The sequence below is a fragment of the Natrinema sp. SYSU A 869 genome (assembly GCF_019879105.1).
Taxonomy (GTDB): Archaea; Halobacteriota; Halobacteria; order Halobacteriales; family Natrialbaceae; genus Natrinema.
Genome location: NZ_CP082249.1, coordinates 2,763,561 through 2,776,489 on the forward strand (window position 1 = coordinate 2,763,561; position 12,929 = coordinate 2,776,489).

Sequence of the window (12,929 nt, forward strand, 5' to 3'; positions counted from 1 at the left end):
CACTCCTTTTTCGGCCGGCCTAAAAATACGTTCCGGACCAGGTCACCGCGGGGAATCGGTGACGAGCACGCGGATTCGATTCCCGAAAACGCACGATATTCCTTTAGGGACGCCGGCTGAAGAACGCGTATGGACGACGAAATCACCGTCGACGTCGAGGTCGAAGTCGAAGTGGACTCGAACGAACTCGAGATCGAGGTCGGAGACAAACGCGAGTTCGAGGGCGAACTCGAGGCCGACGGACTGACGATCGAAGTCGAGGCGGAGATCGAGGTCGAAGGCGAAGCGGAACCGAGCGGCGAAACCGACGAAGAAGCGACAGATGCTGAGGAAACGGACGAGGAAGAGACGGAAGAGGACTGACCAGGCGGCGTACCGGCTGGTTTCCCGTCGATTTTCACACGTGTCGAAAAACGCCGTTCGTCAAACCGGCCGTCGACGGCTACAATCCTGACGAACCCCACGCGGAAATCCGCGATCTGGTCACCGACCGACTTGCCGAGTACGAGCACCCCCAGCACGTCGAGTTCGTCGAGTGGCTCCGACTACGACGACCGGCAAGATCCGTCGTCGCTCTCTGCGAGAACGCGAGGGGACCGACGAGGAGTGATACTGTCGGGCAGAAGTCACTGCATATTCGATCGCGAACGGTCGTCCTCGAGCGAGGTCGAGGCAAGCGTCGGCCGGCGTGCCGACGGGAGTGGAACCCCCAAATAAATCCGCATGTCCCCGCCTGCAGCCATCTTATCCGGGTCGATACCAAGTATTCGGTATGGAGATTCGGGAACCGGAGCCGGACGAGGCCGAGCGGATTCGAGAGGTCGTGGACAGTTCGATGACGACCTCGTTCAGGCTCAGTCCGGGGCAGATCGACGGAATCACTGACGATCAGTTCGGCGACGACGCCGTCGCCGACAAGATCGACGACGAGAACACGTTGCTCCACGTCGTCGAAACAGGCGATGAGATCGAGGGCACGACCATCGCTGGGTTCGTCGAAGGCCGCCTCGCAGACGAGTGGGGCGAGGTGAACTGGCTCTTCGTCGATCCGGAACACCGGGGGAAGGGGATCGGGACGGAGCTGTACGAGACCGCGAACGAGACGCTCCGCGATCGGGGGGCCGAACACGTCTGCGTCACCGTCCTCGAGGCAAACACTGAGGGCCATCAGTTCGTCGAACAGTTCGGCCTCGAGCACAACGGGGACCGGCGCATCGAGGTCGCCGAGGAATCCCTCGTGAAGTACGTGTACGCGGACGTGGACGTCGACGTGGAGCTGCCAACGGAGTCAAGAACGACGGATTCGGATAACGAAGCGGACGCGGCAGGCGAGGAGTTCCCCGAAACGGAGACGACCGACGGTCACCTGACGACGACCGACGACGGCGAGACGGCGTACATTGCCCGCGACGAGGAAGAGTCCGGCACCGCGGCGTCGTTTTTCGTCACCTACGAGGACGAGGCCCACGAGGAACAGTACGGGTACTACTGTGCGAACTGTGGCTCGCTCGACGTCACGATGGACAACATGGACCGGCTCGAGTGCAGTGACTGCGGCAACTCCCACGCGGAGCGATCCCAGGAATCGTACGACGACTCGTACCTGTAACGGCTCTCACTGTACGGAGCCGGATCGCCCGGCGTCTCGAGTCGGCCGCTCGGAGCCGAACTGAGGCGACATCACTTCGCGAAGATGCTGTCGGCTGTCGCCGCACCGACGACGCTGAAGACCGAGCCCACGGTCACCGCTTTGAACGAGGTCAGCACGAGTTCACATGAGGTCGCGGCGTTCTCGAGGAATGGGCCGGAGGCACGAAACAGGCGCACGGGCTCGCAGGCAGTCGTGGCGTCCTCGAGGAACGTCCAAGGGGCACCGAACAGGAGCGCGAGCACGGTTACCGAGCCGAAGGTGACACACATGAGTGAGATAAACCGAATTGGAATGCCGGCAACCTCCTGTTCGTCGTCTATATCTCTGGTCGTGTCCGCCTTGTACAGCGCTGCGTAGCCGATCGCGAAGACGATGGCGACGATCGAAAGCGCCTGCAGGATATGCATGTTCCCCGCGAGCACCCAGACCTCTTCGGTGACCACGAACGGACCGGCGAGCAGGAACCCGCCGACGATCTGCTGGGCGGAGTCCGCGAGCCGGAAATCGCGCGGCCGGCGCGGCCGTCGAAGTTTCATAGCGAGAGATTACGGCGGAACGGTAAAACGGTCCCGTTCGAACGTCCGATACTCGCGTTGGTGACCCAGTGCAACTGGATTTTCCCGTCATCAATTGGGGATTACGAGGGTGACCCTCGAGGAGGTGACTCCGGCCGATACGATCAGCGGGTGGGATTCACGAGTTCGCGAGAGATGGCCGCCGTCCTGATCTGCCCCGATCACGGTGTCACCAGATTCTTCAGCGGGAGTAGCGAGGATGACAGTAATGGGCGATGGATCCGGCGAGCGGCGGGGGCTGACGGCGACGGTGCCGTCACGGCAGGTCGCGGGGCTGCTCGCGGCCGCCGTCGTGCTCGTCGCCGGGACGGTACTGCCCCCACCGGCGGCGCTGACCGTTGAGGGCCAACGCACGCTGGCCGTCTTCCTGTCAGCGCTCGTATTGTGGCTGACTCGGCCCGTGCCATACGTCGTCTCGAGCGTTCTCAGCGTCACGTTACTGTTCGCGCTGGGGACCGTCGAGTCGTTCAGCGCGGCGACGACGGGCTTCACCTCAACGCTCGTGTTCTTTCTGCTCTGCCTCCTGTTGCTGGGCAACGCGACGACGAGCGTCGGGCTCGATCGGCGGCTGGCGCGACGACTGTTGACTGCGGACAGCACGCCGCGCCGGGCGCTGCGCTCGGTCGCCGGCAGTGTCCTCGCGCTGGCGCTGGTCATGCCCTCCGCGATGGCCCGTGCGATCACGTTCATCCCCATCGTGAAGCGACTCGCGGGCGCGTTCGGACCGGACGCCGACGGCGGGTTCGAGAGTGCAGCATTTCTCGTTCTCGGCCACGTCAATCCCATCGCGTCGATGGCGCTGATGACCGGCGGCGGGATGGCGCTGGTCACCTCCGAGATCGTCGCGACGTCGGTACGGCCGATCACGTGGGTCGACTGGGCTGTGTTGATGGTGCCGCCAACGATCCTCCTGTACGCGCTGGCGGCCCTCGCTGCGGGGCTCTTCGCGCGGGTCGGTGGGAAAGCAACGGTCGGCGCGCATGGTGCGCCCCGGCCGGACGCGGACGGCGACGGAATCGAGGTGCGAGCGGACGGTGACGAGACTCACCCGGAGACGGACGGCGACGGGACGGCCTCGCTGACGCGCGACCAGCGTCTCGTGGGACTCGTCCTCCTCGGAGCCGTCGCGAGCTGGATCGGCGGCTCGTTCGTCGGGCTTCCGACGGTGGTCCCCGCAGTTGCAGCGGTCACGGTGCTCTCGCTCCCGTCCGTCGGCGTCATCACAGGCGAGGACATCACAGACGTGAGCTGGGGCATCATTTTCCTCATCGGCGCGATGTTGTCGATACTGGACGTGATGAACGCGACCGGCGCAATTACGGCCGTCATCGACGCGCTGACACAATGGATCCCGTTCGCGGCGCTCGCCGATTGGCAGATCGTCGCCGTGTTGATCGCCATCGCCATCGGCATCCGGATCCTGTTTTCAACCGGCTCAGCGGCGATTGTCGTTGCGCTCCCGATCGTCCTCGAGTTCGCGAGCGTCTTCGGCATCGCTCGGCTGCCGCTCGCGCTGACCGTCTTACTGGTCGTCGGCTCGACGACGATCCTGCCGTTCAACACGACGGCAGTGCTGGTCTCGATGGATCGCGGGCCGCTGTCACACCGCGATGTCGCCGCGTTCGGCCTCGTAACGATGGGACTCTCGATCGTCGTCGCCGCGCTCGCGTGGCTCGTCTACTGGCCACTGGTGAGCTGACAGCGATCGACTGCGACAAACGTGAGCTATATATGAGCGGGCCGGACTCTACCCTGTACGGAGGGTCGCAAATTCTACGCGTCGAGTTCACAACTGTCCCGACGGGCGTGATGGCAAAGCTCCAGCAGGCGCTGGACAACGTCCGGAGTATCGAACTCGATAACGCCTTCTACGTCGAGGACGGGACATGGCTCGAGTCGGTGACCGTCGCCTCGAATACCGAATTCGATCCCGAGACGGCCCTTGAGGGGATTTCCGGTGCATCACTGTTCTATAGCAGCGAGATCCCGACCGCGTCCGATAATCTCGAGATCCGTCGGCTTACTATTCTGGCGAACGAGTCGTACCCGTTCATTCTGAGCCTCGTGTTGCGCCAGGAGGCGATTCCGAACCGGATCGTCCTCCAGAACGGCGTCTTCGAAGTCGTGACGACCGCACGCGACTGGGATCAGTTCCGCTCGATGGCCGACGAAATTCAGGAGACACTGGGTGAATTCGAGCTGCTGTCGGTCACTCAGGACGAGGAGCCTGGCGAGCCACTGGACAGCGGCCGGCTGACGGAGGTCCTCGTCTCGAAACTCACCGATGACCAGCTGGCGGTCCTCGAGACGGCCTACACCCGCGGCTACTTCGATGTGCCCCGGGAAACATCGGAGACGGACCTCGCGGACGAACTCGACGTTACCCAGTCGACGGTCAACGAGCGACTCCGGACCGCCGAGCGGACCCTGCTCGAACTCATCTACGGTCCTCGCGACTGATCCCGGACCGAATCCGCTCTCGAGCGTGACCAGGGAGTCATAGTTAGTCGCCCCGTTTTAAAGTTCGATAGATATCGGTCGCTATGGGAGTAAACAGAACCTAGTGAGTCCGTAACGTGGGGATGGATGACGACAAGAGAAAATGATGATAGTTCGGTCGGCAGGGCATGCGACCGACTCTCACGACGCGGCTACATCGCCGCGGCCGCCGCGACGCTCGGAACGAGCGCGCTTGCGGGCTGTAGTAGCAGCCGTGGTGAGAGTCTCGAGCCGGACGTGCCCGAGGGGTACCGGAGACCGTCGAGACACAGTACTGGCGGGAATGGGAGACCGTCGACGCCGACTCGCCGCCGCTGGACTACAGCGCAACGGCCGGGTCGGTACTCGAGCAGTTGCCGGTCGAGTTCTCGAGCGAGGACGACCCGTGGATGCGCGAGCACGCGTTGATGGTCAAGCGCGGTCTCAACGAGTTGGGTATGGCCGTCGGGCTCAATGATCGGCCACTGAACCAGCTGTACGCCCAGAGCTGGAAAACGCGGGGGCTCGAGGCGGTCATTTCGATGAGTACGCACGGGCCGGACCCGCAGCGGGGGCTCGATCCAAACCCGCTGTTGATGCGCGCGACCGAGGGGTCGCTCTCGAACTACGACAATTACCACAATCCCGAGCTACAAGCGGTTCTCACAGAACAGGCCCAGACGACCGATCGTGAGGAGCGCGAAGAACTCGTCGACCGCGCACAGGAACTGTTCGCCGAAGACGTCGGGGCGCTCATCACGCTGTACCCGAACATCATCACGGCGGTGAACACGGAACGGTGGAGCGGCTACGTCGAAACGCCGGGCAACGGCCCGACGATGGACTCGTTCGTCTGGACGGAGGTCAACCTCCAGCCCGAGGCGGACAACCGGACCTACGTCAAGGGCGTCACCACGTCGATGAACTCGCTGAACCTGCCGTGGGCCGCCGGCGGCGCGGAGGCCAATCGACTCACGTTCATCTACGACGGATTATTCGACGCGACACCCGATTTGGACGTGGTCCCCGCACTGGCGACCGGCGGCGGTTTCGTCGACGATACGACTGTCGAACTCACGCTGCGCGAGGGCGTCGAGTGGCACGACGGCGAGGCGTTCACCGCCGAGGACGTGAAGTTCACCGTCGAACTGTACCAGGAGTACTCCTCTACGAGCCAGGTGCCGTTCTACGAACCCATCGAGTCGGTCGAGATACTCGGGGATCACGAGGTGCGATTCAACCTGGCGAACCCCGACGCATCGTTCATGACCCAGCGCGTCGTCCGAAGCGTTATCCTCCCGAAACACCGGTGGGAGGACGTCGACAACCCGTCCCAGCACAACCCTGACGCGCCCGTCGGCACCGGCCCCTTCCAGTTCGAAAACTGGGAACAGGGGACCCGGTTCGAGGCCTCGCGCAACGAGGGCCACTGGATGTTCGACGACGACTGGCGGACCGATGCGCTGGGCGATCAGGCCGAACGCGGCCCCGGCGTCGACAGCGTGATCTGGATCAATGTGAGCAATGTCGACGCACTGATCGGTTCGCTCCAGAGCGGCGCGATCGACGCGATCGGGACGACACTCTCGGACCTGCAGGCTGACCGCGCGGCCAACACCGATGGGATCGAGAAGCTGTCCGTCGGTAGCTACGCGCCGCTGAACGCGAAGCTCATGTTCTCCTGTCCGCCGATCCGGGACAAGGAGTTCCGTATCGCACTGTCGAAAGCGGTCGACTCGGAAGGGTTCGTCGAGGACTTCCTCCAGGGTCAGGCGACGGTCCCGTCCGGAGAGAACCTGATCTCGTCGCTCACCCAGTGGCACAATCCCGAGACGACTGACTACAACTACGATACCGAGGAAGCGCGGACGATCCTCGAGCAGGCGGGCTACACCTGGGACAGCGACGACAACCTGCGATTCCCCAATGGCGAGGCCTGGGGCGCGTTCGTCGAGCGTATCCAGCCCGAGAACTCCCACAAGCGCCGCTCGGATCTCGACCAGCCAGATTTCTCATGAACAGACGGAATCCAATGCACCACACGACGGCCACTCTCCCGCGAATTCCGCGGGCACGGACCCGACCCGAGGCGAACCGGCACCCTGACCGTGCCGCTGCTCGAGCCGAGCGCACGCCGCTCGACCGCCGCGCGGCAGCGAGCACGGCGACACGGTCAGCGAACGACACTGCGATCACCTGTTCGGAGGGGAACCGATGAGCAAGTTCCAGCGGTTCCTGCTCAAGCGACTCGCGATCTCCGTCCTGTTGACGCTGGTCGCGGTCTCGGTCATCTTCGTCGTCCTTCGACTCCTGCCGGGGAGTCCCTTCGAGGCGCTCGTGACCTCGGGGAACCTCAATCAGGAGCAGATCGACGAAATCCGCGCGATGTACGGGCTCGATCAGTCGATCTGGGTGCAGTACGTCAACTACCTGGGGAGCCTGCTGACCTTCCAGTTTGGCTACTCCATCCTGCGGAGCCAGCCGGTCTGGGACGTCCTCGAGCCGCGGCTGATCAACTCGCTGATCCTGTTGATTCCGGCGCTGGTGACGACGGCGATCCTGAGTTCGCTTCTGGGGATGTACGCCGGCTGGAACCGTGGGAGCCGCCTCGAGAAAGCCAGCATCGTCTCGACGACGCTGCTGCGCTCGACGCCCGTCTTCATTACGGCGATCTTCTTCATCATCGTCTTCGCGTACAACCTCGAGATCGTGCCTGCCCTCGGGATGCGATCGATCCGGGCGACGCCGGACGGCTACCTCGAGACGTTCGTCTCGCTGGACTTCCTCCATCACTACCTCCTGCCCTTTACCGTCGCCGTCCTCTACTACAGCGGTGACTTCTTGTTGCTCGCTCGTAACGGCGTCATTGAGAAGCGGGGCTCGGAGTTCCTCAAACTCCACCGGGCGAAGGGGCTCTCGGAGATGCAGCAACTGGCCCGTGCGGGCCGGAACTCGATGCTGCCCATTCTGACGTACTTCACCCTCCGTCTCGGCATGATTTTCCAGGGCCTCATCCTGCTCGAGGTGGTCTTCAGCTGGCCCGGCATCGGCCGCGAACTCGTATTGGCCATCCAGCAGCAGGACTATCCGCTGGTGCAGGCGGCGGTCTTCATCATGGCGCTGGCGGTTATCATCGCGAACCTCGCCGCGGACGTCCTCTACGCGTACTTTGATCCGACTGTGTCGACCAACGGAGGTGGCTCTGCATGAGTACCGAAACGAAACCCAAAGCCGAACTGTACAGGCGCGTCGACGCGCTGTGGACGACTGTCCGCGACCAGTTCGCGTTCCTGCGGCGGGACCCGCTGGCGTTCGCCGGCATGCTCGTCGTCGCGGCGTTCGTCTTCCTCGGGCTGTTCGGGCCGTTCCTGGCCCCGCACGACCCGATCGAATACACCGTCCGCGGCGACACCAGCTCCGTACTCCGGCTCTCGGCCCCGAGCGCGGACGCCTACTTCGGGACGACGGCCTACGGGAAGGACGTGCTGAGCCAGTTCCTCGCCGGCGCACGACCGACGCTCATTGTCGGCCTCTTCGGCGGCCTGGGGACGGGTGCGCTCGGCTTCACCGTCGGCGTCGTCAGCGGCTACTACGGCGGCTGGGTCGACGAACTCCTGATGCGCCTGACCGACCTGACGTTCTCGCTGCCGTTCATGCCGATGGCGTTGCTGTTGCTGACGTTCATGACGCCGAACATCTGGCTGATCACGGCCATCATCGCCGGCTTCCTCTGGAAGATGCCGGCGCGGGTCGTCCGCTCGGAAGTGCTGTCGGTCCGCGAGCGGACGTTCGTCAAATCGGCTCGAGCCAGCGGCGCGAGCAATCTGCGGACGATGCTGTACCACGTCGCGCCGAACGTGTTGCCGATCGGGTTCCTCTACACCGCCTACGGCGTCGCCTGGGCGATCGCGGCACAGGCGAGTCTAGCGTTCCTCGGCTTCGGCGACCCGACGATGACCAGCTGGGGTCGGATGCTTCGGCAGGTGTTCGCGTCGGGCAGCATGCGCGTCGCGTGGTGGTGGGTGCTCCCGCCAGCGATCGGTATTGCCGCGATAACCACCTCGGTGTTCCTCATCGGACGGGCCTACGAGGAAGTCATCAACCCCGAAATCCAGACTGACCAATGACGCTACTCAACGTCGAAGACCTCACAGTCACGTACGCGACCGACGACGAACCAGTCCACGCCGTCAACGACGTCTCCTTCAGTATCGACGAGGGCGTCAACTACGGCCTCGCCGGCGAGTCCGGCTCCGGGAAATCCACCGTTGCGGAAGCACTGCTGGGACTACTCCCGGGGAACGGCACCGTCGAGCGCGGGACGATCGAGTTCAACGGGACGGATCTCACATCGCTCTCGGCGGCCGAACGGCGGGACGTCCTCTGGGAGGACATCGCTTACATCCCCCAGAGCGCGATGGACTCGCTCGATCCCGTGATGTCGACCGGCGACCAGATCGCACAGGCGATCCACACCCACCGCAACGTCACAGATTCCAAGGCGCGCGACCGCGTCCGTGAACTATTCGAGATCGTCGGGCTCGATCCGGATCGGATCGACGACTATCCCCACGAGTTCTCCGGCGGGATGCGCCAGCGGGTCACCATCGCGATGGCGCTGGCCCTCGAGCCGGACCTCATCATCGCCGACGAGCCGACGACCGGGCTGGACGTCATCGTTCAGGACAAGATCATCGACAAGATCCTCGAGATTCAAGAGCGGATGGACAGCTCATTGCTGCTCATCACTCACGAGATCGGTGTCATCGCCGAGACCTGCGACGAGCTATCGATCCTCTACGGCGGGAAGGTGATGGAGCAGGGCAGCGTCGACAACGTGCTGGTCAACCCCACCAACCCCTACACGATGGGGTTGAAGAACTCCTTCCCGGAGATCGGCGAGAGCGAGGACCCCGTCGCGATCCCCGGTTCGCCGCCGAACCTGAACCAGGAGCCGACGGCCTGTGTCTTCGAGGATCGGTGTCCGTTCGCCACGGAAGAGTGCGGGGAGTCCCACCCGGACCTAGTCGATCTCCCGAACCGCAACCACCGGTCGGCCTGCCACCGCGTCAAGGAGGCGGCCCAGATGCGACAGGCTGCCGACGAGCCGGAGACGTGGGACATCCCCGACGACGGCGATGCCGACTCCGACCGCGGCGAGGTCATCCTCGAGACGGATACTCTGGAAAAACACTACGAGCAGAGCCAGTCATTGGTGAGCAAGTTCCGCGGCGAGGACCCCGATCACGTGAAGGCGGTTGACGGCGTCTCGCTGTCCGTCCGTCGCTCGGAGGTGCTCGGCGTCGCCGGCGAGTCCGGCTGCGGGAAGTCGACGCTCGGCGAGACCATGGCCCTGCTCGAGGACCCGACCGGCGGCGACCTGGTGTTCGACGGAGAGCCCTACGAGTACTATCAGGACGGCAATCTTCAGGAGTTCCGGCGGAAGGTCCAGATCATCTTCCAGGACCCCTTCGATTCGCTGAACCCGCGCCAGACTGTCCGCAAACTCGTCGGTGAGCCGCTGACGATCCACGACTACCGCACCGATGAGAAAGAGCAAGCCATCGTCGAGACGCTCGAGAAGGTAGGACTGACCCCTGCCGAGAAGTTCCTCGATAGCTATCCCCACGAACTCTCTGGAGGACAGCGCCAGCGTGTGGCGGTCGCCAAAGCGCTGATACTGGATCCGGACTTCCTCATCTGTGACGAGCCGGCGTCGATGCTGGACGTCTCGCTGAAGGTCAACCTGCTGAACCTGCTGCGGGGACTGGCTGACACCGAGGACATCGGGATCGTCTACATCTCTCACGACCTCGCGAGCCTGACACAGGTCTCCGACCGGCTGGCCATCATGTACCTCGGCCGAATCATCGAGGAGGGTGACGTCGATCGGATCGCAACTCAGCCTAAGCATCCCTACACGTCGTCGCTGCTCTCGGCCGCGCCGGAGAAGGACCCGACCGTCGATCGGACCCGCGTCCTGCTCGACGGGGAGCCGCCGGACCCGGTTGATCTCCCTTCGGGCTGTGCGTTCGCCCCGCGCTGTCCGAAGGCCGAGGAATCGTGTTGGGAGGCCGAGCCGGGAATCGATGAGACCGGCGACGAGCGCCACCGGGCGGCGTGTTACTTCCCGGAGAGCGAGGGCGAGTCGGCTGCCTCGGACGCGTCGGCCGCGGACGACGAGTTCCCGGCGTCTGCGAACACCGACTCAGTGGGTGACTGACGCCCATGTCCGGCCTCGAGACGACCCTGGTGGGAGCAATCGTCGGCGTTGAGAGCCCGGCGGTCATGCAGGGACCAATTGTCGGCGTCGAGAGCCTGGCGGTCGCGCAGGGAGCCGTCGGCTTCGACCTCCCGACGAACCTCGTGGCCGCCGTCGGCGTCGGAACGCTACTGGTGTTGCTAGTCCTCTCGGGCTTTTTCTCCTCGGCGGAGATCGCGATGTTCTCGCTGGCCCAGCACCGCATCGAGGCACTCGTCGAGGATGGGAGCCCCGGTGCCGAGACGGTGCAGGCGCTGCAATCGGATCCGCATCGGTTGCTGGTGACGATCCTCGTCGGCAACAACCTCGTCAACATCGCGATGTCGTCGATCGCGACCGGACTGTTCGCGATGTACGTCGGACAGGGCCAGGCGATGGCGGCGGCGACGTTTGGCGTGACCGCCGTCGTCCTGCTGTTCGGCGAGAGCGCCCCGAAATCGTACGCCATCGAGAACACGGAGTCGTGGGCCCTCTCGGTCGCCCGGCCGCTCCAGATCTCGAAGTACGCGCTGTATCCACTGGTAGTCACGTTCGATCGGCTGACCCGCATCGTCAACGGGATGACCGGCGGCGGGACCACCGTCGAGTCCTCGTACGTGAGCCGCGACGAGATCCGGGAGCTGATTCGGACCGGCGAGAACGAGGGGATCATCGGGGCCAGCGAACGCGAGATGCTCCAGCGTGTGTTCCGGTTCAACGACACCATCGCGAAGGAGGTGATGACGCCGCGGCTGGACGTGACCGCCGTCTCTCGCACGGCGACGGTCGATGACGCCGTCGCGAAGTGCGTCAAGAGCGGCCACGCTCGCCTGCCGGTGTACGAGAGCGGTCTCGACACCGTCATCGGCGTGGTCGCGCTCGGCGATCTCGTCCGCGACTATCGGGCTGGTGAACCGACCGATGACGCCTCGCTCGAGGCCCACATTGAGGAGACGCTGCACGTCCCGGAAAGCAAGCAGGTCGACGACCTGTTTCGCGAGATGCGCCACGAGCGGGTCGAGCAGGTCGTCGTCATCGACGAATTCGGGACGACTGAGGGGATCGTCACGACCGAGGATATCGTCGAAGCGGTCGTCGGCGAGATACTTGATGCTCAGGAGGCGGAACCGATCGAGACCGTCGACGAACGAACCATCCGGGTCGACGGCGAGGTGAATATCGAGGACGTCAACGACGTCATCGGTGTCGAGTTCCCCGAAGGCGAGGAGTTCGAGACGATCGCTGGCTTCGTGTTCAACCGCGCCGGGCGGCTGGTCGACCCCGGCGAGACGTTCGCGTACGACGGCGTCGAACTGACCGTCGAACGCGTCGACGACACACGCATCAAGCGCGTCCGCATCACTGAGCCCGCACCTTCGACGGCCGACGGATCCGGCGTCGCCACCTCGAGCTAGGAGACTGATTCGCCGACTACTCCCCGTCTGACAGAACCGTCACGACCGGGCGATCGGCCTCGAGCAGGACGGACTGAGTCGTGCTCCCGAACAGGGCCTTCCCCGTCGGAGACCGTTTTCGACCGCCGATGACGATATACTGCGCGTCGATATCGCCCGCGACGTCGAGAATCGATGGCACCGGCTCGCCGATGCGACCGACTGTCGAGATCGCCTCGATATTGGCGTCTTCGAGGGTCTCGACGACGACCTCGTTCGCGACGTTCGCTGCGGCGTCGGCGCGCTGGGACTTGCTGTATCCCTGGACGTCCGAGACGCGCTCGACGGTCTCTTTACGGGATTCAAAATCGTCCTGCGAGACGACGTGAAGGACGGACAGTTCCGTCCCGTACGCCGAGGCGAGATCGTGTCCGGTCTCGACGACGGCATCCCGTTTCTCCGTTGCATCGACGGCCGCAAGTATAGACATACACCGAGATTTGTGCCCATATATTGTAAAATTATTACATAAATGCGCCGTGATTGACGCGGAATGTATACTCTATCGAAAGATCATTGGGATACGTCGG

At 63.9% G+C, this 12,929-nt stretch carries 10 protein-coding genes and 2 pseudogenes; 10 read left to right on the forward strand and 2 right to left on the reverse strand.

Features of this window, described 5'->3' with window-relative positions:
• The first annotated feature begins 129 nt into the window (after nt 1-129).
• The 3 genes and pseudogenes from K6I40_RS21840 to K6I40_RS21845 all read left to right on the forward strand — a co-directional run bounded on the left by K6I40_RS21840 (nt 130) and on the right by K6I40_RS21845 (nt 1,609).
• On the forward strand, nt 130-363 hold the full coding sequence (locus tag K6I40_RS21840; RefSeq protein ID WP_222916556.1) for a hypothetical protein: 234 nt from the start codon (nt 130-132) through the stop codon (nt 361-363).
• 56 nt (nt 364-419) lie between these two features.
• A pseudogene (locus K6I40_RS28670) lies at nt 420-610 on the forward strand (AMP-dependent synthetase); the annotation flags it as partial.
• A gap of 162 nt (nt 611-772) precedes the next feature.
• Entirely contained in the window at nt 773-1,609 is an 837-nt protein-coding gene (locus K6I40_RS21845; RefSeq protein WP_222916558.1) for a GNAT family N-acetyltransferase, read from the forward strand.
• Between the two features lie 71 nt (nt 1,610-1,680).
• On the opposite strand, the gene K6I40_RS21850 is transcribed toward K6I40_RS21845, so the two are convergent.
• Entirely contained in the window at nt 1,681-2,187 is a 507-nt protein-coding gene (locus tag K6I40_RS21850) for a DUF2391 family protein (RefSeq protein ID WP_222916560.1), read from the reverse strand.
• 247 nt (nt 2,188-2,434) lie between these two features.
• Here K6I40_RS21850 and K6I40_RS21855 point away from each other — a divergent pair, with 247 nt between their 5' ends.
• From K6I40_RS21855 to K6I40_RS21885, 7 genes and pseudogenes are all read left to right on the forward strand, one after another.
• Nucleotides 2,435-3,925 (forward strand): SLC13 family permease, encoded by a 1,491-nt coding sequence (locus K6I40_RS21855; protein ID WP_222916562.1) that lies wholly within the window; start codon nt 2,435-2,437, stop codon nt 3,923-3,925.
• 110 nt (nt 3,926-4,035) lie between these two features.
• Complete coding sequence (locus K6I40_RS21860) at nt 4,036-4,686, forward strand: helix-turn-helix domain-containing protein (protein WP_222916571.1); 651 nt, start codon at nt 4,036-4,038, stop codon at nt 4,684-4,686.
• Between the two features lie 195 nt (nt 4,687-4,881).
• Nucleotides 4,882-6,722 (forward strand): annotated as a pseudogene (locus K6I40_RS21865) (ABC transporter substrate-binding protein).
• 196 nt (nt 6,723-6,918) lie between these two features.
• A complete protein-coding gene (locus K6I40_RS21870) occupies nt 6,919-7,914 on the forward strand; it encodes an ABC transporter permease (RefSeq protein ID WP_222916573.1) in 996 nt (331 codons plus the stop codon).
• Nucleotides 7,911-8,831 carry an ABC transporter permease gene (locus K6I40_RS21875; protein WP_222916575.1) on the forward strand — a complete coding sequence of 307 codons (921 nt, stop codon included), beginning with the start codon at nt 7,911-7,913 and terminating at the stop codon, nt 8,829-8,831. Before K6I40_RS21870 ends, K6I40_RS21875 begins: the two co-directional genes overlap by 4 nt.
• Nucleotides 8,828-10,927 carry an ABC transporter ATP-binding protein gene (locus K6I40_RS21880; RefSeq protein ID WP_222916577.1) on the forward strand — a complete coding sequence of 700 codons (2,100 nt, stop codon included), beginning with the start codon at nt 8,828-8,830 and terminating at the stop codon, nt 10,925-10,927. Before K6I40_RS21875 ends, K6I40_RS21880 begins: the two co-directional genes overlap by 4 nt.
• 5 nt (nt 10,928-10,932) lie before the next feature.
• Complete coding sequence (locus K6I40_RS21885; RefSeq protein WP_222916579.1) at nt 10,933-12,360, forward strand: hemolysin family protein; 1,428 nt, start codon at nt 10,933-10,935, stop codon at nt 12,358-12,360.
• 16 nt (nt 12,361-12,376) lie between these two features.
• On the opposite strand, the gene K6I40_RS21890 is transcribed toward K6I40_RS21885, so the two are convergent.
• On the reverse strand, nt 12,377-12,829 hold the full coding sequence (locus K6I40_RS21890; RefSeq protein ID WP_222916581.1) for a universal stress protein: 453 nt from the start codon (nt 12,827-12,829) through the stop codon (nt 12,377-12,379).
• Nucleotides 12,830-12,929 lie beyond the last annotated feature (100 nt).